Annotated in this window: 20 protein-coding genes and 3 pseudogenes; 13 read left to right on the forward strand and 10 right to left on the reverse strand. The window is 69.9% G+C overall.

What is annotated here, in order from left to right:
- Window positions 1–103: 103 nt before the first annotated feature.
- A complete protein-coding gene (locus tag ACFRU2_RS04655; protein ID WP_382967521.1) occupies window positions 104–1,192 on the reverse strand; it encodes a Kelch repeat-containing protein in 1,089 nt (362 codons plus the stop codon).
- A gap of 310 nt (window positions 1,193–1,502) precedes the next feature.
- Between ACFRU2_RS04655 and ACFRU2_RS04660 the strand changes: the two genes are divergently transcribed.
- On the forward strand, window positions 1,503–2,399 hold the full coding sequence (locus tag ACFRU2_RS04660; protein WP_382967858.1) for a hypothetical protein: 897 nt from the start codon (window positions 1,503–1,505) through the stop codon (window positions 2,397–2,399).
- A 659-nt stretch (window positions 2,400–3,058) separates the two neighbouring features.
- Here ACFRU2_RS04660 and ACFRU2_RS04665 read toward each other — a convergent pair.
- The 4 genes and pseudogenes from ACFRU2_RS04665 to ACFRU2_RS04680 all read right to left on the reverse strand — a co-directional run.
- Window positions 3,059–3,580: pseudogene (locus ACFRU2_RS04665) on the reverse strand (transposase); the annotation flags it as partial.
- Window positions 3,553–3,831, reverse strand: a complete 279-nt coding sequence (locus ACFRU2_RS04670; RefSeq protein ID WP_382967523.1) for a hypothetical protein — start codon at window positions 3,829–3,831, stop codon at window positions 3,553–3,555. The gene ACFRU2_RS04670 and the pseudogene ACFRU2_RS04665, both read right to left, overlap by 28 nt.
- A gap of 116 nt (window positions 3,832–3,947) precedes the next feature.
- On the reverse strand, window positions 3,948–4,301 hold the full coding sequence (locus tag ACFRU2_RS04675) for a ferrous iron transport protein A (protein ID WP_382967525.1): 354 nt from the start codon (window positions 4,299–4,301) through the stop codon (window positions 3,948–3,950).
- Between the two features lie 249 nt (window positions 4,302–4,550).
- On the reverse strand, window positions 4,551–5,327 hold the full coding sequence (locus ACFRU2_RS04680) for a hypothetical protein (RefSeq protein ID WP_382967526.1): 777 nt from the start codon (window positions 5,325–5,327) through the stop codon (window positions 4,551–4,553).
- A 639-nt stretch (window positions 5,328–5,966) separates the two neighbouring features.
- Between ACFRU2_RS04680 and ACFRU2_RS04685 the strand changes: the two genes are divergently transcribed.
- The 5 genes and pseudogenes from ACFRU2_RS04685 to ACFRU2_RS04705 all read left to right on the forward strand — a co-directional run bounded on the left by ACFRU2_RS04685 (window position 5,967) and on the right by ACFRU2_RS04705 (window position 8,784).
- Window positions 5,967–6,350 carry an HNH endonuclease family protein gene (locus ACFRU2_RS04685; RefSeq protein ID WP_382967528.1) on the forward strand — a complete coding sequence of 128 codons (384 nt, stop codon included), beginning with the start codon at window positions 5,967–5,969 and terminating at the stop codon, window positions 6,348–6,350.
- A gap of 95 nt (window positions 6,351–6,445) precedes the next feature.
- Complete coding sequence (locus ACFRU2_RS04690) at window positions 6,446–6,667, forward strand: hypothetical protein (protein ID WP_382967530.1); 222 nt, start codon at window positions 6,446–6,448, stop codon at window positions 6,665–6,667.
- A gap of 89 nt (window positions 6,668–6,756) precedes the next feature.
- On the forward strand, window positions 6,757–7,623 hold the full coding sequence (locus ACFRU2_RS04695) for a GNAT family N-acetyltransferase (protein ID WP_382967532.1): 867 nt from the start codon (window positions 6,757–6,759) through the stop codon (window positions 7,621–7,623).
- 107 nt (window positions 7,624–7,730) lie between these two features.
- Window positions 7,731–7,895: pseudogene (locus tag ACFRU2_RS04700) on the forward strand (transposase); the annotation flags it as partial.
- Between the two features lie 523 nt (window positions 7,896–8,418).
- Window positions 8,419–8,784 carry a hypothetical protein gene (locus tag ACFRU2_RS04705; RefSeq protein ID WP_382967534.1) on the forward strand — a complete coding sequence of 122 codons (366 nt, stop codon included), beginning with the start codon at window positions 8,419–8,421 and terminating at the stop codon, window positions 8,782–8,784.
- 132 nt (window positions 8,785–8,916) lie between these two features.
- Here ACFRU2_RS04705 and ACFRU2_RS04710 read toward each other — a convergent pair whose 3' ends face one another.
- From ACFRU2_RS04710 to ACFRU2_RS04720, 3 genes are all read right to left on the reverse strand, one after another.
- Complete coding sequence (locus ACFRU2_RS04710) at window positions 8,917–9,984, reverse strand: hypothetical protein (protein ID WP_382967536.1); 1,068 nt, start codon at window positions 9,982–9,984, stop codon at window positions 8,917–8,919.
- Window positions 9,985–10,970: 986 nt separating this feature from the next.
- On the reverse strand, window positions 10,971–11,333 hold the full coding sequence (locus ACFRU2_RS04715; protein WP_382967537.1) for an STAS domain-containing protein: 363 nt from the start codon (window positions 11,331–11,333) through the stop codon (window positions 10,971–10,973).
- A gap of 65 nt (window positions 11,334–11,398) precedes the next feature.
- Window positions 11,399–12,085: an HSP18 transcriptional regulator gene (locus ACFRU2_RS04720; protein WP_382967539.1), complete on the reverse strand. Its 687-nt coding sequence runs from the start codon at window positions 12,083–12,085 to the stop codon at window positions 11,399–11,401.
- 129 nt (window positions 12,086–12,214) lie between these two features.
- Here ACFRU2_RS04720 and ACFRU2_RS04725 point away from each other — a divergent pair, with 129 nt between their 5' ends.
- The 7 genes and pseudogenes from ACFRU2_RS04725 to ACFRU2_RS04755 all read left to right on the forward strand — a co-directional run bounded on the left by ACFRU2_RS04725 (window position 12,215) and on the right by ACFRU2_RS04755 (window position 16,611).
- Window positions 12,215–12,634 (forward strand): Hsp20/alpha crystallin family protein, encoded by a 420-nt coding sequence (locus ACFRU2_RS04725; protein ID WP_382967541.1) that lies wholly within the window; start codon window positions 12,215–12,217, stop codon window positions 12,632–12,634.
- A gap of 267 nt (window positions 12,635–12,901) precedes the next feature.
- A complete protein-coding gene (locus tag ACFRU2_RS04730) occupies window positions 12,902–13,219 on the forward strand; it encodes a hypothetical protein (RefSeq protein ID WP_382967543.1) in 318 nt (105 codons plus the stop codon).
- 121 nt (window positions 13,220–13,340) lie between these two features.
- Window positions 13,341–14,092, forward strand: a pseudogene (locus tag ACFRU2_RS04735) (IS5 family transposase).
- A gap of 257 nt (window positions 14,093–14,349) precedes the next feature.
- Window positions 14,350–14,961, forward strand: coding sequence for a TetR/AcrR family transcriptional regulator (locus ACFRU2_RS04740; RefSeq protein ID WP_382967545.1), 612 nt, complete (start codon window positions 14,350–14,352; stop codon window positions 14,959–14,961).
- A 164-nt stretch (window positions 14,962–15,125) separates the two neighbouring features.
- The gene (locus ACFRU2_RS04745) at window positions 15,126–15,782 is read left to right on the forward strand and encodes a lysophospholipid acyltransferase family protein (RefSeq protein ID WP_382967547.1); all 657 of its coding nucleotides are present in this window, start codon (window positions 15,126–15,128) and stop codon (window positions 15,780–15,782) included.
- A 215-nt stretch (window positions 15,783–15,997) separates the two neighbouring features.
- On the forward strand, window positions 15,998–16,240 hold the full coding sequence (locus tag ACFRU2_RS04750) for a hypothetical protein (protein ID WP_382967549.1): 243 nt from the start codon (window positions 15,998–16,000) through the stop codon (window positions 16,238–16,240).
- Window positions 16,237–16,611, forward strand: a complete 375-nt coding sequence (locus ACFRU2_RS04755; protein WP_382967550.1) for a hypothetical protein — start codon at window positions 16,237–16,239, stop codon at window positions 16,609–16,611. Before ACFRU2_RS04750 ends, ACFRU2_RS04755 begins: the two co-directional genes overlap by 4 nt.
- Before the next feature lie 82 nt (window positions 16,612–16,693).
- Here the strand turns inward: ACFRU2_RS04755 and ACFRU2_RS04760 are convergent, their stop codons facing one another.
- Window positions 16,694–16,969, reverse strand: coding sequence for an isoamylase early set domain-containing protein (locus ACFRU2_RS04760; protein ID WP_382967552.1), 276 nt, complete (start codon window positions 16,967–16,969; stop codon window positions 16,694–16,696).
- 350 nt (window positions 16,970–17,319) lie between these two features.
- Window positions 17,320–17,658, reverse strand: coding sequence for an STAS domain-containing protein (locus ACFRU2_RS04765; RefSeq protein WP_382967554.1), 339 nt, complete (start codon window positions 17,656–17,658; stop codon window positions 17,320–17,322).
- Window positions 17,659–18,123 lie beyond the last annotated feature (465 nt).

Below are 18,123 nucleotides of genomic sequence, written 5' to 3' on the forward strand. Positions count from 1 at the left end.
TCGGCTCCACGGAAAGCCGTCCGTTCGCCGCGCCGTTGAAGGTCCCGTTCTTGATCCACTCGATCAGTGCCGCCTTGCGTGGCATGGGGTCCGGCCCAGGGTTCTACCGGTCGGCCGCGTCCAGGGGCGGGTCGAGGGCGTCGACCGCGCTGTGGAGGCCGGTGGGCGAGCTGCCGCCTGTGGCGTACACGCACATGGCGCCCTGCCCGGGCGGACACTGCATGACCGCGGCCGCCAGGTGCGACCGCGCCGTCGGAAGCGTGGGCAGCGTCGTCCAGGCGTTGGAGGCGGCGTTGTACGACTCCACGGTGCCCAGGGCATTGAAGCCGGCTCCGCCACGGCCGCCGACCGTGTAGACGCAGGTACCGGTCTGGCCCGGCGGGCACGTCGCGGCCGCGGCCGCGAGGAGGTAGCGGCCGGTGGGCAGTGGCTCCACGGGGCTCCACGCGTTGGTGGCCGGGTTGTAGGAGCGGACGCCGGCCTGGACGGTGCCGGTGCCGTCGACGCCGCCCATCGCGTACACGCAGGTGCCGGTCTGGCCCGGCGGGCACGTCGCGGCCGCGGCGGCGAGGCCGTGTCGGGGCGTGGGCAGCGCAGTCGGCTGGCTCCAGGCATTGGTGACCGGGTTGTACGAATGGACCTGGCCCAGGGCGGTGCCGGTGCCGTCGAGGCCGGCCACGGCGTAGACGCATGTGCCGGTCTGGCCCGGCGGGCAGGGCGCGGCCGCCGCCGCGAGCGCCCCCCGCGGCGCGGGAAGCGAGGTGACCGTGCTCCAGGCGTTGGTTACGGGGTTGTACGACTCCACCGTGGCGACGGGTGCGTCCGGACCAGTGAGGGCGAAGGCAGTGAATCCGCCGATGGTGTACACGCAGGTGCCGGTCTGGCCCGGCGGGCAGGGAGCGCTCGCCGTCCCGAAGCCCCACCGGGGTGTGGGCATCGGACGGACAGTCGACCAGGCATTGGTGAGCCGGTTGTACGACTCCGCCCGGCCCGAGACCGTGCTGGGGGTCGTGGCGTTGCCGAAGGCGTCACGGCCGCCCATGGCGTAGACGCAGGTGCCGGTCTGGCCCGGCGGGCAGGGAGCGCTCGCCGCCCCCAGGAAGTCCCGGTCCGCAGGCAGCGGGGCCAGGGTCGTCCACACCGTTCCGTTGGTGGCCGTCGCCGGCATGACGCAGGCCAGGACAGCCGCCACCGCCGGCAGGGGCGCCCATCGCAGTCGGCTGCGCGGGCTCCTGCGGCTTTGCGTGGTCAGGGGGCTTGATTCGCTCGTGGTCGTGACAACGGCGGCCTCCTTGTCGGACGTGTACGGGCGATGCCTTGACCGCACCTCCACGCATCACGCCCGGAGTGGGCCGGACGGCCTCCCGCTTCGACCGCGCAGGATGACCTCCCTTGCTCCGCCCGGTCCCCTCGGGGAGGTGCCGCCGGATGGAACTGCCGGCCGACGCGCGGTGTCGCGCAAGGTGTCGGAGAGCTTGCGGGGTGGGCGGGAGACTTCGGTCATGGACGTGGAGTCGGTGGCAGCGGAGTTGTACGGGCTTTTGCCGTCGGAGTTCACCGCGGCCCGGGACGCGCAGGTGGCGAAGGCCCGCAAGGCGGGCGACAAGAACCTCGCCAAGGCGATCGCCGCGTTGCGCAGGCCGACGGTCGCGGCGTGGACAGCCGGCCTTCTGGCCCGTCACCGGCCCGAGGAGGCGCATGGCTTGGTCCAGCTCGGCGAGGCGCTCCGCACCGCCCACCGGTCGCTCGACGCTGGGCAGCTGCGGAAGCTGTCGCATGATCAGCATGTGGTGATCGGCGAGCTTGCGCGCACGGCGCGCGCCCTGGCCGCTGGGGCGGGGCAGGCGGTGAGCGAGCCGGTGCAGCGGGAGGTCGAGCAGATCCTCCACACCGTCCTCTCCGACGCGGACGTCGCCGCGCAGTGGGAGGCGGGCAGTCTGGCGACGACCCCGGACCCGGTGTCGGGGTTCGCCGGTCTTGAACCACAGCCGGGCGCCGCCCCGCCACGATCGATCCAGCCGGCACCCGCCGGATCACCGAAGGGCCACCGGGCTCCCCCGGTACCGGTACCGGGGGAGGGGGCGGCTACGGATGCGGCGGCTGCGCTGGCTCGCCGAGAGCGTGTGGAAGCGGCTGAGGCGGAGTTGAGTAAGGCCCGGGCGCAGGAGGTGCGCCTGGAGGCCGGCCAGGCGGCCGCGCTCGAGGTGGCGGAGCGTGCACGCGCGGCGGTCGAAGCGGCTGAGGAAGCCGTACGGGCCGTGGCGCAGCAACTGGAGACGGCACGTGCAGCGAGGATGGATGCCCTCGCCCGCCAGGGGGAAGCCGAACGCGTAGCTGCGAAGGCGCGCACGCGCGCGAAGGCCGCGGCCCGGAAGGTCGAGAAGCTCACGAACCCCTGAGCTTGTTCTTTATCTACCAAGATTTTCCATGCTTGCCGATGGCCTTGAGGGTCTCGGGGCGTTTGACGGTTTTGCCGACGTCGTAGCGGGCTGCCCGGTGTTTGTTCTTGGCGCCGGGTGGCCGGCCGGGGCCGGCGCCTCGGGGTTTGGGAACACGGGTCGGGCAGGCGAGGTGAGCGCGGATGTTCCTGAACCCCCGGCGGACGCGTGCTGGGGTGAGCCGGTCCGGGGTAGTGGGTTTCTCCCAGGGCCGTCGGAGATCCGCGGCCAGAGGCCGGGCGAGGCGGAGATGGGTGTGAGCGGCGATCAGAATCCAGGTCCAGCGATCCGCGGCCTCGGGAGTGCGGAGTTTCGGGGTGGTCCAGCCGAGGGTCTGCTTCGCGAAGCGGAAAGGTGTGTTCCAGGTCGAAGCGGCGCAGGAATGCCTGCCAGAAACGATCCACGTCGTCGGGGGTGGCGCCGGTTTTGGAGGACCACAACCACACCGGCGGGGCATCCCGGTCCTTCGACAGGTGCTCGACCGTCAACCGCATCAGCGTTCCCTCGACGAGGGGTAGTTCACCGTCGTGGTCGAGCCAGGAGGAACGGTGGGTGAGCCGGGGGTGGACCCGGTCCCAAGCCTGGGTCTCGGCCTTTCCGTAGTTGGTCGTGTCCGTGACCGTGGTGATCGCGGGCTCGGGCCAGGTCTCCGGCTTGGCGAAGCGGAACTCCGGACCGTGCTTGGGCGGCCGGCCATTGACGCCGTGCATCCTCGGTGGTTTCGGCAGCCGCATGACGCGGTCGGATCGGACCCGGCCGGCCAGCTCGACGGGCAGGTCGCGCAGGACCCAGGCCAGGCGGGTGACGTCGTAGCCGGCGTCGCTGACGATCACGATGGCCGGGTCGCCGGCCTGCCGCTGCCCCGCGGCGATGATTCGTTCAACGACTCCTCGGAGCTGGTCTGCGCGGTCGCGTCGTCGACAGGGCCGAGCCGGACCGCGTCCAGGATCGCGATCCAGGACGTGGCACCCGGCTCCAGCACGGCCAAAGGAGTAAGGCCAGCCGGGGATGAACTGGGAGGCGGTTTTCGCGCGGCCGTAGACGTGGCAGAACAGCCGGTCGGCTGAGCACGGCGCGTCCGAGCGGAGCCACGGTGACACATCGACCGCCAAGATTAGGCGTCCACCGTCGAAACGCGGCAACGGCAGCCCGGCCAGCAGCGTCCGTGCATCGCTCCGTGCCCACGACGATGCTCGGGCAGCAGCGTCAGGTCCACCGGGGACTTCACCGCACCGTCCGCACACAGCACCGCGTGCACCAGCTCGAACAACTCGTCGCGCCGGGCGGTCAGACACTGGTAGAACTCGCCCCGGAAGCGTGACGCTTCCGCGAACGCTTCCCTCGGGACAGCATCAGGCAGCAGACTCACCCTCACGGCCTTCGTCGTGGTCACGCGCATCCTTGGTCGGAGCACATGATCAGACGAAGGCCGCCCTCACGTCCGGCGAATGGCCAGGTGAGCGACCCAGTTCGACGGACGATTCGGGCGGGACACGAAGGGCGGGATCCCTACGCTTCGGGCTTTGGCTCGGCCCTGAGGTACCGACCCCAGATCTGGGCCTTGCGATAGGGACCGGCCCCATCGCAGTCGTATTGCGGCGCGTCAAAGATCACCCAGTACCGCAGCTCGCCCCTGAGCGACTGGGCATGTTCGTTGGGTTCGGGTGCGCCCATGGCATCGATCGTTCCAGCAAACTCGACCTGCCAGGGGCCGTCCCAGTCCGGGTCGCGAAGGACCGTGACCCGGCTGCCCGGGGCCAGTGCACCCGTCGGCCATGCCTGGCTCAAGGGACGACCGAGGATGTGCTCTACCGCCTGGCGATCGTCTACGTCCGCAGGAACAGGGCTGGAACTGTCTGTCATGCCGCCCACTCTGCCCGCACAACTTCAGGAGCGCCAAAAGATAAAGAACAAGCTGAGAGCTTGTATTTCAACCCCTGGAGGCCAGGTCGCAGGATGGCTGCCACCCCGCACACCTCAGGGTCGCCGTTCGTCGCACCGTTTCCGTAACCGTCCAACGAACGCGCCCGCACTCCATGTCGTCAGACGGGCTTGTGGCCTTGATGCCGTGCCGTGCCTATCCGCCACACGGGCACGGGGAAAACTGGATTGTCACTGCTCCTGCGAGCGGCTGCGCACTTTCCGGAGGATCTCCTGGCCAAGCAGCCAGCGATCCGAGTCCGCTCGGAAGCGAAAACCCTTCTGCGCCTTTACTGTCTCAGCCAGCGTCCTGGCCTGCTCCGCGTCGAGCGCATCGATCATTTGCAACGCGAGGCGCATGGCGTGGTACTGCTCGAAGGCGGTGTGCGAGTGCGCGATGACGGCAAGGGTGGCTTCGAAGTCCCACAGTCCGGGGCTGGCCTGCATCATTGCCAAGGCTGTGATGCGCTCCTCGTCCGTACCCTCGCTCAACCAGCGGACGACCTCGGCCCTCTCGAAGGACTGCTCCTGTGCCAAGCGGCGCGCACGGGCAAGCACCGCTTCCATGGCCTGGGTGCGTGGCATGCCTGCGCGCATCGAACCCCGTACGGAGCTGTAGTCGTCGGCGATGGGCTTCGCAGCGTTCAGCAAGGCGCTCGCCTCTGCACGCAGCTCGCTAGCCGTTGCCATGTCTCCCTGCCGCTCGGACTCCTCCGCCAAGGCGAACCTCTCCGCTGCAGCGGCCCGAAGCCGGAGCGTGGCCCCTCCGAACTCAAGGCTCTCGATGCGGCTGCCCAGGAGAGCGAGGAGAAGCATGACGCCCCCGAATACGATCAGCGCTGCCGAACCAGTCCCGTTCTGGGTAGCGAAGACCGCAAATGCCCCCAAGCCGAAAGACCCAGCGCCCAGGAGGGCTGTGAGCGTACGGAAGGTGGGCGTGAACCAGATGGTTGCGGCATTCGTCTTCACCGGCCTCTCCGCTTCTGTTCAGGATGGACGTGAAACTACCGGCAAACGGCATGGAACCGGTCAATTGAGGCTTCGTGTTGATGTCGTCCAGGAAGACAGCACCAGCCTCTGGGCCGGTTGAGAAACAGGATTTGAGGCGAAACGAGTCGAAGGCTGAGCGCGGCGGAGCCGCCGAGCCAGCCCGCGGCATGCCGGCGGCGTCCAGGCGGCGGGTGTAAGGGACTTCGTTCGGTGCGTGCCGGGGTGGTCTTGGCGGGGTAGGCGCGGTGGGTAGGGTCACGGAGGTGCTTTTCAAGAGGTTTTGGGGTGTTTATGCATCGTCAGATGCGGGTGGGTGTCCGTCTGGTGACGGCCGTTCTGTTCGTCGGCGCACTCGCAGGCTGCAATCCGGGGGTGGCGGCAGGCAGCGACGCGAAGCCGTCCCTGTCCGCTGAGGGCAAGGGCGGTGGGCAGGGTGCGCCGGGAGTGCCGGCCTCCGGGCTTGTCGACGACGGCGGTGGCCCGCGGTCAACTCGCCGGGTTGAAGGTTGCAGGTCAGCGGGCGATGACGGGGTCCAGCAGGACCAAGTTCTCGCACTGGATCGGGCAGGGCGACGTCTGCGATACCGGGAGGTGGTGCTGGAGCGCTCGGGGAAGGAGGTGAAGCGCGATGCCGAGTGCAAGGCGGTCTCGGGGACTTGGGTCTCCGTCTGCGACGGGACCACCGTCACCGACGCGGGGAAGCCGGGCATCGACCACATGGTGCCGCTCGCCAACGCCTGGCGCTCGGGCGCTGGAGTGTCGACGGCGGAGCGGCGTAAGGAGTTCGCGAACGACCTGACTCGTCCCCAGCTCTTGGTGGTGTCGGCGGCGACGAACCGGTCCAAGGGAGACCAGGGTCCCGATGAGTGGCAGCCGCCGGAGAAGGCGTATTGGTGTACGTACGCGACGGCGTGGACGAACGTGAAGGCCACCTACCAGCTGACGGTGACCGAAGCGGAGAAGGCGAAGCTGACCGGGATGTTGGAGACGTGCCCCTCATGACCACCCACCAGCAGAGTGATGGCCCCGGCCAGGGCGGTAGGGAGGCAGGGGCGGTTCCGCTGACCTCTCACGTGAAGGCGGGGCCGGGCGGAGCGATGACGGACGAGGTCGGGGTCATCACCGGCGACGTCAGCGTGACCACCGCGGCCGGTCCGGACGGCACCGTCGAGGTCCGGATTCAGTACACGGGCGCGGAGGAGTCCTACACCCTCACCGGCAGCCCGGCCCCGCTCCCACCCGGCGGTCTTGCAGCGTTCCACGAACGCGTCGTCGATGCCGTCAGGGCCGGTGGCGCCGCCGAAGTCCCCCACCCATGACCCCTGCTGGCTAGGGCGTGTCCTGTCGATCTGATTGACAGAGTAAATCCAGGTGCGGCCGGTCGCCGCGATGGTGTGAGATGCGGGATATGACGCTCGTTCTGAACAAGCCCGACGTCGATGGGCTGCCCGGGGTCGTGGATGCCCTCCGCGTTTGGCAGGACGACCGCACGCCGCTGCAACTCCATCCGGGAGACCTCGGCTGGGCCTGGGCGCTGGGCGCGGAGAGGCTGGCCGCGGCCGTCCGCACCTGGAGCGTGGACGGACGGATCATTGCCGTCGGATACCTGGACGACCCTGATCTGCTGCGCCTGACGACCGCACCGGATCTGCGACAGGACGGCGATCTGGCGCGCCAACTGCTGGCGGACCTCGATGATCCGGAGCGCGGGGTCCTGCCGCCCGGGAAGGTCGGCCTCGAGATCCCCAACGGCGCCCTGCTCCGCGAGGTCCTCTTGGAGGCGGGCTGGATTCTGGACGAGCCGTGGACGCCGCTGCGCCACGACCTCGCCGAGCCGGTGAAGGACTCCGGCCTGCGGATCGAGGTAGCCGGTCCGGAGACGGCGGGGGTGCGGACCGCAGTGCATCGCTCCGCGTTCAACAGCCCGGCGTTCACCGAGGAGAAGTGGCACGTCCTCGCAGCCGGGCCGGTCTATGCCGACGCCCGCTGCCTGATCGGCTACGACGACCAGGACAACGCGGTGGCTGCGGCGACGGTCTGGTCAGCCGGGCCCGGCAAGCCCGGCCTGCTGGAGCCGGTGGGCGTGCACGCCGACCGTCGCGGACGCGGCTACGGGACGGCGATCAGCGTTGCCGCTGCGGCGGTGCTGCGTGAACTGGGTTCGTCAAGCGCACTCGTCTGCACCCCGACCTCGAACGCTGCCGCCGTCGCCGCCTACAGGGCAGCTGGATACGAGCCGTCGTCCGAACGGCTGGACGTCAGTCGACCTGCCTGAAAATGATCAGGCGGCGGTATCGGACAGGCCGCGTCGCGTGGCTGACCCTGGCTGGTCCGAACGCCCTTTGAGGACATGGGGGCAGGTCGGGGTTCGATGATGGCCGGATGATTCGTCGTGGTGAATCGACCGATACGGCCTGGGCGCGGATCATGCCGCTGTTGCCGCGCCCCAACGGGCATCGTGGCTGGCGTCGGGATCATCGCCAGGCCATCGCCGGGCCCTTGCGGAAGGTACGCACGGGTGCGCCGTGGCGGGAGTTGCCGGGGGGTATGGGCCGTGGAAGACCTGCCGTGAGCGGCTGCGCCGGTACGGCCGGGACGATCGAGTCATTGGTGTCGGTCGACGTTCCCCGCGGCCGGCCGGCCGCCGCGAGCGCCTGCCCGCGGACCACGAGGGGGCCGATGACCCCGCACCTGTCCACTGCCGCGGCCGGGTCGACGCGCTCTTGGTGGGGGGCCGCTGAGCCACATCCTGCCTGGGTGCGTGACCTGTTCGTGGATTCGGGCCCGGTGGCTGGACGGGCGCGGCATCGTCGTAGGCCAGCGTCCGCCGGCTGGTGGGAGCCGGCATCGTGGGACGGGTTACCGGGAGGAAGTGCCATGGGTGAGGGCAGGCACGAGACCTGGATGACGGAGGAGTTCGGCTCCTCTCATGCCGGTGCGGTCGGGGTGCTCCTGGCCGACGGCACCGTCCCCGCTCCGGTGTACTTCGACAGCGGCTCCGGCCCGGGTGGGCGGGCCGCCTACGACGGCCGCTGGCCCCACGCGCCGCGCGGCGGCCGTACTGCGCGCGGTGTGCTCCTGTGGCTGGGCCGGCGCGGAGCACCGGCTGGACTGGGAGGCGATGGGCGAGCAGGACCTGGACGACGGCGGGGAGGACCAGGCGGAGGCCTGCCTCAAGGCCTGGGACGGCCATACCGACCAGGTAGAGGCAACGGCCGCCCCCTTGCCGGACACAATCACCACGCTGCTGGAGCACCTGGGGGAGGAGATCGACAAGCTGACCAAGTCCTCCTCCCCGGTCGCGGCGGTGCGGGCGGCTCGCCGGCTGGAGGTCACAGCCGAGCAGGTCGGCTACTGGGCCGCCCACCGGTGTCACCGGCCTCTGCCCTTCGCTCGCATCCGTCCCGTACGGGGTTCTCGTCAGGAGACAGTGTGAGCGGGAGGCCCTTCTACTGGAGCCGTTCCTGCCGCCAGCCCCTCTACGCCACCAGTGCACCGTCCACTGCGGCCGGCCGGAACTGGGAGCGGGGCCCCTGTCGCGCCCTTCTGGTGGCCAGGGGCCGCCCTGCTAGGGCCTCAGGGTCCCGGCTTGCACGGATTTCAGCCGGTCGTGGGCCATGCGGGCTCTCGTGAGTGCCTCGTTTTGGTCGGTCTCGGAATCGCTCAGGAACTCATAGGTGAGCTGCACGATGGCGTTGCCCTGGCGGATCGCAATGACGATGGTCCTTGAGGAGTCTTTGTCGTAGGCGCGGGCGGTACTTTCGTCGCCGAGCTTCGGGAGCCCCAGATCTGTGGGTGTGCCGTCCGGCCTGTCGAAGGGACCAGGCTGCTCCTTAAGAATGGGCAGCAGAGGAAGTGCGGCGCTGGCCGCCGCTTCCGACGGGCAGGTGTTGACGAGGAACCGTGCGAGTTTGTACTGCTTGCCCTCTACCCCTCCGTCCACTTCGTACAGGACGGTCTTGGCGCTGCAGCCGTCTGGCTGGTACCGGGCTTCGCTGCGGGAGAACAGTGTCCAGTTCTTGGGCACGTCCTCGGGCCGAGGCATTGCCAGTTCGGCCTCCGCGTCCGTGAGCATGTGTCCATCCTGCTTGCCGCCTGTGCCCTGGGGGCTCTGGTCGGGGCCGCCCGACGTGGGCGTCTGCGCCGGGGGCGCGCTTCGAGAAGCGCCGTCGTCCGTGACCACCAGTTGACGCGTGCCGTAGACGGCCAGCGCCAGCACCGCGACGGCCAGCACGATGGCGACGCCCGCCAGAGCCCGGCCTCCTGCGGTGTTGTTGATGGTGAGGGGACCCAGTGAGATGGGACTACGCGAGACCCGGCTGCCCGTGATCACCACTGAGTCACGGTAGGACCTGATAGAGGTGTCCAGGAGCATGGTGAGCCGGCTGCGCAGGTCCGGGTCGGTGGTGATCTCCTCGGCCAGGGCCTCCTCGGCCTCGGTTCGTGCGCCGGTGTCGCCGGGGTCGGCTTCGAGCGTGGCCAGCGCTGCCTGCCCCCGCTGGCTCCGTTCCAGCCCGCCGCGGACCAGCGCGGCCAGCGCCGTACCCCCACGGTCGACGACCGCCGTCGCCGACGCCCCGGCCAGAGCCGCCAGCAGGCTCGTGACGGCCGCTGCCGCCAGCTCCGAACTATCCATCTTTCTCCCCCTGTTGCCCGCTCAAGGAACCATCATCGCCAGTGGCAGCGCTCCTGAATACGGTTTGACCGACGGCGGAAGACGGATCGGGCGGGGAGGTGCGCACCTACCGGGCCGACTAAGCGCCCCTGGGCCAGTTCGGCTGGGACGGCGGAACCGGCACCTCTGCCTGAGCCGACCCGAAGCACGGCCTGACCGGCATCCTGACCACGCAGGTCGGGCTGACCACCCCGGCTCCGGCGCAGGGCTGCTGCCGTCGGGACCGTTTGCGCGGAAGCGGCGGTCTGAGCGTCGGCGCCGGGGGCTTGCCGGACAACCCCGGGTCCCGGCCCGGGAGGGGGCCGAGGCCATGGGGTGTCCGGGTGCCGTACGGATCCGGGCGGCAGCCCGTCGTGCGGACGGGCCGACCGCACGACGCCGGGGGGAAGGGCGGCATGCGGCGGGGCCCGCTCCGGAAGGCGTCCTGCCTGTGGGGTGTCCGCTTCCGGTATCCACGCGTCTGTCCCGGCCGTGGCCCGTCAAACGCCGTCCTGTCCATAAGTTCTGAGGAGGCGTCAAAGTCGGATGGGCGTCGCCGGCTGACCGGCTGCACATGCGATCGTCGAGCCGGTGCGGTGCGGTGCGGTGCGGTGCGGTGCGGTGCGGTGCGGTGCGAGCCGGTGCGGTGCGGTGCGGTGCGGTGCGAGCCGGTGCGGTGCGGGCGTACGCGCGCTGGCCGTGGAATGCCCGCAATCCTTGGCCTGGTCCTTGAAGGGGGGGCTTGGGCGGGGCGGGCCTTGCGGGGTTGCGCAGGGTCTCGCTCATTCGCGGGGGCCGGCCGTATCGGCCGACCGTCCCCGCCCGCGAGGGGGACGGCCTCGGATCTCCCGCGCGCCGAGTAAACCAGCCGATCAATCGTGACGGCGGAGCTTGTGCCGTGCGGGCGCCTGTGTGTGGGTTCGGCGGTCTCGGGCGGTTCCTCGGCAGGCCGGTTGCCGGCGGAGGAGTCAGGCGGCGGCCGGTGGGTCCTGGTCGATGGGGAACAGGGCGAGGGTGCCGGTCATTTCCAGGAGGCGGTGGAGTTGGGGGGCGGGGGAGGCCAGGCGGATGACGGTGTCGGATTCCTGAGCCGCGCGCCGTATGGCGAGGAGGGTGTTGAGTCCGGAGGAGTCGCAGCAGGTGAGGCCGCTGCAGTCGACCACGACGTCCTTGGCCGGTGATGCGTGCACGAGGGCGTGCTTGAGAGCCTGCTCGAGGGAGGGGGCGGTGTCGACGTCGATTTCCCCGGTGGGCCTGACCGCGATGGTGTGGTCCAGGACTTCCACGGCCACGGCGTCGCCGCCGGTCCTGCCGGAAAGGTGTTCGGTCATGGTGAATCACTCCTCGGCTCTCTGGGTGTGGATTCCGTTCCAGCCCGGCCTGCGGTGCGGTCGGGTCAGGTGTTGCGTTGGTCGTGGGTGTCCTGGCGGAGCTGGTCGGTGTGGCGGGTCATGGCGTCGATGCGGTCGGCGAGCTCGGCGTCCTCGGGCCGCAGGTGGGTCCGTGAGTCGGCCAGCGGGCGGACCAGGCGGGCGGCGTCATCGTGGCCGAGGGCCAGGTTCAGGTCCCCGACGGCGCCGTCCGCTCCGGCGGGCAGGTCGGTGAGGGAAGTGATCTGGCCGGCCAGGCGGCGCAGGTCGGCCGCGTTGTCGCGGGCCCAGGCGGTCACGGTGCGGTCGGCGGCGCGTGTGTCGCGGGTGGCCTGGACGCGCTGGTCGCCGGTGCTTCCGGCGGCGCCGGGACGCAGTCTCAGGTAGCGGCGCTCGGCGGCCTGCCGGCTGGCCACGCCGAGGGGGCCTGCCAGGTCTGCCCAGCTCGCGCCCCGCGCACGGGCGGTCTCGATCAGTCCGCTCTCCCACCCCGCGAGCTCTTCGCGGATCTTCCGCAGCAGCAGAAGCGTGGCCAGGGCCGATTCAGCACCCGCACCCGCACTTGTACTGGTAGCCGGATCCGGGTCGGCCTCGGGGGCCGGTGCTTCGGGGCCCGGCTGCTGGGCGCTTTGGAGAGCCTCCCCGATGGTCTTCAGAGCCGCGGTGGCGGTGAGGAAGGACGGCTTCGGTGGTGCCGTTAGTGCCTCGTCCATGACGCGCTCTCCGATCTTGTCACCCTCCAGGTGACATCCTGCTTGTCATCGTTTCGATGACATGTTACAACGGGGGCACGTTGAAGCGCATTGGCAGTTTCTGCCTGAACCAACTGGAGGTGTTTCGCGATGTTGATGCGCACTGACCCGTTCCGCGAGATCGACCGTGTCGTCCAGCAGCTGTCCGGCACGTCGGGGACATGGTCGAAGCCGTCCGTGATGCCGATGGACGCCTACCGCCAGGGCGACGAATACGTGATCGCCTTCGACCTCCCGGGCGTGAACCCGGGCGCGATCGACATCGACGTCGAGCGGAACATGCTGACGGTGAAGGCCGAGCGTCGGCCCACGGGCAAGTCCGACAACGTGCAGATGGAGCTCTGCGAGCAGCCGCTGGGAGTGTTCTCCCGGCAGGTCCACCAGCAGATATTCCTCTTCGACCCCACCGGTGATTACCCCATGCGACTACCCGCACACTCCATGATCACCCCGGCTCTGCGGACGACCCGGGCCCATTTGTGCGCCCGGTGTGCTTCCGGGGCAGGGTGAAGGGAAGGCGCGGCTACCCGGCGAGCGGCGTTGCATGATCCGTGACGGCTGTTCGCGCAAGGTATACCCGTCAGTCACGGTGTACGACTTCGACTGAAGGGTGTCGCGGAAGGTCTGCCGCGGGTGGGGCTGAGCGGTGTCAAGCCCCGACTTTCCGTACCGTGACGGCAGGCCCGGCCTGGGGCGCAATGGAGTGACGGTTGACGCCGAAGAACGGCGGACGGGCGACCGCCCCACCGCATTCCATGACCTGAGGAGTCTCTCCCCATGATTGCCATCCGGACCCGACGTGTCGTCCCGCTCCTGATCGCCACCCTCCTGGCAGGCGGAGGCGTCTCGCTCTCGTCCACTGCTGTCGCCGCTCCCGCCACGACAGCCGCAGGCCTCACCACGGACACCGACACGCCGCGCACCGTCAAGGACCTCAGCCGTAAGAAGCCCAGAACTGTGAAGAACCTGATCCGCACGGTCGACAGGTCGGGCGTCGGGGCTGCCCGGCCGGACGATCGCAACGTCAACGTCGACGGGAACGAATGGGCACGGTCCTATTCCACGCCCTGCGCGGAGCTGGATTGCCTGCGCTGATCAGCCGGCGCGCACAGGTCCTAGGGGGTGTCTTTCCGATCATCGGATCGTTGGTCCGGTCGTGAGGGAAGCAGAGTTATCTGATGCCGCGTGGGTGGTGATCGCGCCGTTGTTGCCGCCGGTGGGCCGGGCCCGTGGACGGTGGCGTGATCACCGTCAGGTGCTGGAAGGCATCGTGTTTAAGTTCCGCCCCGGCGTGCCCTGGCGGGACCTGCCCGAGCGGTTCGGACCGTGGCAGACCGTCCACGGACGCTTCGCCCGTTGGGCGGCCGACGGCACCTTCGACCGGCTCCTGGCCGCCGCCCAGACCAGGGGTGAGGTGGACTGGCTGGTCGCGATCGATTCCACAATCATGCGTGCTCACCGGCACGCAGCCGCCAAAGGGGGCTCGAACAACGGGCCCTCGGACGCTCCCACGGCGGGCTGACCAGCAAGATTCACCTCGCCTGCGACGGACGAGGCCGGCCACTGGCCTTCGTTCTGACCGCCGGCACCCGCAACGACTGCACCCAGGCCGAGACCCTCATCGACCTCATCCGGGTAGCGGGTGGCGGGCCGGGACGACCCAGGGTGCGGCCCGAGCGGGTCATCGCAGACAAGGGCTACTCGTCCCGGACCTTCCGCGCCTACCTCCGAAAGCGCGGCATCAAAGCCACAATTCCCGAGCGTGTCGACCAACTCGCGGGCCGAGTCCGGCGCCGGGAACGACCCTGCCACTTCGACAAGGCCGTCTACCGGCGCCGCAACGTCGTCGAACGCTGCTTCCACCGTCTCAAGCAATGGCGCGGCATCGCCACCCGCTACGACAAACACCCCGCCCGCTACCAGGCCGCGATCACCCTCGCCAGCACCCTCATCTGGCTCGACAAGTGATCGACAAGACGCTGCCTAGGGGGTCCGGACGCAGCCCGGCCACCTGGGCGGGCGGTTCGTCGGCTGTCCGGGGTGTGGCGCCCGGGTCGGGGGTGAAGCCTCTGGTGATCAGCCACCTGGCCAGTGACGGTTCCCAGGGCGCCGTGTACCGGTCCGGCGCCACGCCGCCCGCGAGGCGGGCGCTGGGCCCAGCGCCGGACCGAAGAAGCGCGGAACTCCGGTAGACGCTGTCTACGGATATCTGGTAGACACTGTCTATGGATGTTGAAGGGCCCCTGCGGGAACGACTGGTCGATGCCGGCGTAGAGCTGGTGCTGTCCGAGGGCACCGCTTCGGTCGGTCTTCGGGAGATCGCCCGCCGGGCAGGCGTGTCGCACGGTGCGCCGCGGCGCTACTTCCCGACACACCGGGCGCTGTTGTCGGCCATCGCGCGCAGAGGCTTCGAGGAGCTGGGCGCGCGGTCCGCCGCAGCCACGGCAGGGACTGCCGTGCCGCGGGATGAGTTGGCGGCGCTGGCGCGGGTGTACGTCGCCTACGCACTGGAACGGCGCGGCATGTTCGAGTTGATGTTCCGTCACGACCTGCTCGACAGCGGCGAGCAGAGTGGAACTCCGGACGGGCCTCGTCTGAGGGAGGCGACGCTCCCGATGTTCCAGCGCCTCACCGAGCTCGTCGCTCGGTGCCGGGCACAGACGCTGGAGCCTTCGGCGGCAGTCACCGCGGCTGCCCTGTGGGCGAACCTGCACGGCATCGCCCAATTGAGGTCCTGGGGCAGCCTGCAACTCGCCCTCGGCGGCGAGGGCTCCGACAGTCACGACCGGTTGATCGAAGCTGCGCTGGACGCCCATCTCGGGCCGATGGCCTCATGACCGGGCGGCTGCGGCGCCCGGTCCCGCTGCTCGTCAGCGTGGCCGGGGCGGTGATCGTCGCACTGGACGGCACCATTCCGCCAGTGGCGCAGCCCAGCCCGCGGCGTTCGCTCGCCGCGAGCCCGGCACAGATCCGATAGAGGAACGAATTGATGTATGCGCACTTGAAGCGGCTGACCGGACCGATGCTGCGTACCGCGGTGCGGCTCGAAGCCGTGGGCCTGGAGAATGTGCCGCAGTCGAACGGCGTCATTCTCGCGTCCAACCACCTGTCCCTCGTGGACTCCACCTTCCTGCCGCTGGTGCTGGACCGGCAGGTGACCTTCATGGCGAAGGCGGAGTATTTTGAGGGAGGTTCCTGGCCGGCGCGGATCGTCTCGTCCTTCATGCGGGGCAGTGGGCAGGTTCCAGTTGACCGCGAGAACCAACGGGCGGCGGTAGCCTCGCTTGACGCGTGTCTTCGGGTGGTGAAGGACGGCGGCGTCTTCTGTATCTACCCCGAGGGCACACGCTCCCCGGACGGCCGGCTCTACCGGGCCAAGACGGGCGTGGCATGGCTGGCTCTCAAGTCCGGCGCGCCCGTGGTGCCGGTGGCCATGAGCGGCACCGATCGCGTCCTGCCGCCCGGGCGGGTGCTTCCGCGTCCGGCCAAGGTCGAGGTCACCTTCGGAAAGCCCGTCGACCTCTCCTTGTACGGGGACTCCGCCGCTGACCCTGGCGCCCGAAGGGCTGTCTCTGACCTGATCGTGCAGGCTATAGCAGAAGTCTCCGGCCAGGAGTACGTGCCCGTCTACGCGGCGAGGGCGAAGGCGCAGGGCTGACCCAGTCCTGCCAGGCCGAGCGTGAGGCGCCGCTGCGGTACGCGGCCGGCTGCCCGAACGCGGTGCTGGCCTTCGACCGGGCCAGCTGCCGGACAGGCCCCCTTCTCAGCGCCGTGAAATTCGGCGGCGCCGGGGTTGCGCGAGCCTCATGGAACCCGGATGACGCTGGTCTTCTGCTTCGCAAGGACGGCGGCGCCGACCTCAGGGTCCGCGCCGTGTACGTCGCGATCCGCGTCGCGGTATTCAGGAGGTGTTCCGGTCGAAGGTCAGCCGGCCTCCTGGCCCGCCAAAGGCCTGAGGAGGCGCACGGCCTGGTCCAGCTCGGCGAGGAGCTCCGTGCGGCGCACCGGACGCTGGACGCCGGCCGGCTGCGGAGGCTGTCGCACGATCAGCACGTAGTGATCGGCAAGCTCGCCCGCACGGCGCGCACCCTGGCCGCCGAGTCCGAAATCAGGTGAGCGAGCAGGTACTGCACGAGGTCGAGCAGATCCTCCACACGGTGTTGGCCGATGCGGAGGTCGCCGAGCGGTGGCAGGCGGGCCGACTGGCAAAGCCCCCGGAAGCGACGTCCGGGTTCACCGGCCTTGAACCGCTGCCGGGCGCGGCCCCACCGCGGCGGGAACAGCCGGCCGCCGCGCCCCGGACGCAGCCCGTGCCGTCCCCGGAGCGGGGACAGTGCCCTGACGCGGGAGCTGCTGCAGCACGGGCCCATCGCGAGCGCATGGCCGAGGCCCGTACCGAGTTGCGCGAGGCCGGGGCAGAGGCGGAGCGCCTGGAGGCGGGACAGCCGCCGCGCAGGAGCGGGCGGACCATGCGGCCGCCGCGGTGACAGGGGCAGAGGCGGCGTACGGGCGGCGAAGGACCGGCAGCCGCCCGCCCGCTCGCACGTCCGGCCCCGTCCGACTGTCAGGTCATGTGTGGATGCGGTTGTTGGTGCCGTCGTGGTGGTCGGCGGTGTCGTCGTCGAACCAGTAGTCGCCGGCGGCCAGGTAGCGGAAGGAGTGCGAGCTGTGGGCGGGAAGGGACACCTTCGCGGCGCGGGTGCCGTCGCCGCGGGCCTCTAGGGGGTGGGCGGCGGGATTCCAGTGGTTGAAGTCCCCGACCACGCTCACCATTCCGTCGGGGGTCTCGGCCGGCAGGACGAAGGTGACCTGGGTGCGGCCCTTGATCTGCTTGCGTTCGAGCATGGTCTCTCCAGGCGGAAAGTCGTTGAGGGGATGGATCCGGGGCGTGCGCGCGCGGCGCCGGCCGGGTGCGGGGAGAACACGGCCGGGGGCCTGCCAGCCACCCGACCGGACCTTTGATTACGCGGACAGATCGGGTCGGCGGGTGGGGTACGTGGCGGGGCCCGGCCGGGGTGCGTTCGCCGGCCGGGCCCCGCATGTGTGGACCTCTCGTCGCTCTGCCACCGTGCCACGGCCGGGGCCGAGTCGCCCTATCGTGTGGGCCGGCCGGGGGAATCGCGCTACGTGACCCGTCTAGCCCGCACGAGGGTGTGGCCGCGCACGCTGGCTATTGCGGCCCCGGGTGAGGCGTGTCAGGTGCCGGTGATGGTGAACAGGGTGTCGGTGCCGGTGAGCTGGAGGAGCTTGCGGATTTGCCGGTTGGGGGCGTGGAGGGTGATGCGCCGACCGTGTTCTTCAGCGGTTAGACGCGCTTGGAGGAGGGCGTTGAGACCGGAGGAGTCGCAGAAGGCGAGCTCGGTGAGGTCGATGACGACCTCGCCGGGGCAGTCGGGCTGGGTGATCAGGGTCCGCAGGGCCTCGTGGAGGAGCGGGGCCTGGTCGATGTCCATCTCGCCGCCAACATGCACGATCACCTGCTGTTCATCCTTCTCCACCTCGACGGGCGGAATGCGGTTCTGCGCGTCTTCCATGCGCTCAGCGTAGAGGGCGCTGGATCCCGTCAGTGTCGATTTCCTCCTCGTGGGGCAGTCGGATTCCTCATAGAGGCGGTCGCGAAAATCTATGCTGGCTGGAGTAGACATTGGGCTGTGGTCTGGTTATGGTTTCTCTCGTAGCCCAGAGAGAGCGAAGGGCCTGGCAGAGATGAACTGCCGGGCAGCAACACAGGTAGTTGCAGTACGCAGTGCGGTGCGGTCGTGGAGTGTCGAAGCCACAGCTTGTGCAGGACGGCGACGGGACTGACGGCCGGACCGGGTGGCCCGCAGTGATCAGGGGCCGCCGCGAGCAGTACCGCAGTGGCAGTACCCAGCAGTGAAGTTCAGTGAGTGCGGTACCTCGGTGAAGGCGTCGGCTGCGGGCGCGCGCACCGGGAGGTCCGGCAGTGGGGTTCCAAGCCAGAGCAGACGCACGATGGGCGACGGGGCTGGCTGCCGGAG

The sequence above is a fragment of the Streptomyces sp. NPDC056883 genome, assembly GCF_042788835.1.
GTDB lineage: Bacteria > Actinomycetota > Actinomycetes > Streptomycetales > Streptomycetaceae > Streptomyces > Streptomyces stoeckheimensis.

Bases quoted from the DNA above. Each gene is read 5' to 3' on its own strand.
- ACFRU2_RS04660 (WP_382967858.1), top strand. From the start codon at position 1,503: ATGGACGTGGAGTCGGTGGCAGCGGAGTTGTACGGGCTTTTGCCGTCG.
- ACFRU2_RS04675 (WP_382967525.1), bottom strand. From the start codon at position 4,301: ATGACAGACAGTTCCAGCCCTGTTCCTGCGGACGTAGACGATCGCCAG.
- ACFRU2_RS04690 (WP_382967530.1), top strand. From the start codon at position 6,446: ATGACGGACGAGGTCGGGGTCATCACCGGCGACGTCAGCGTGACCACC.
- ACFRU2_RS04695 (WP_382967532.1), top strand. From the start codon at position 6,757: ATGACGCTCGTTCTGAACAAGCCCGACGTCGATGGGCTGCCCGGGGTC.
- ACFRU2_RS04710 (WP_382967536.1), bottom strand. From the start codon at position 9,984: ATGGATAGTTCGGAGCTGGCGGCAGCGGCCGTCACGAGCCTGCTGGCG.
- ACFRU2_RS04715 (WP_382967537.1), bottom strand. From the start codon at position 11,333: ATGACCGAACACCTTTCCGGCAGGACCGGCGGCGACGCCGTGGCCGTG.
- ACFRU2_RS04720 (WP_382967539.1), bottom strand. From the start codon at position 12,085: ATGGACGAGGCACTAACGGCACCACCGAAGCCGTCCTTCCTCACCGCC.
- ACFRU2_RS04725 (WP_382967541.1), top strand. From the start codon at position 12,215: ATGTTGATGCGCACTGACCCGTTCCGCGAGATCGACCGTGTCGTCCAG.
- ACFRU2_RS04730 (WP_382967543.1), top strand. From the start codon at position 12,902: ATGATTGCCATCCGGACCCGACGTGTCGTCCCGCTCCTGATCGCCACC.
- ACFRU2_RS04740 (WP_382967545.1), top strand. From the start codon at position 14,350: ATGGATGTTGAAGGGCCCCTGCGGGAACGACTGGTCGATGCCGGCGTA.
- ACFRU2_RS04760 (WP_382967552.1), bottom strand. From the start codon at position 16,969: ATGCTCGAACGCAAGCAGATCAAGGGCCGCACCCAGGTCACCTTCGTC.
- ACFRU2_RS04765 (WP_382967554.1), bottom strand. From the start codon at position 17,658: ATGGAAGACGCGCAGAACCGCATTCCGCCCGTCGAGGTGGAGAAGGAT.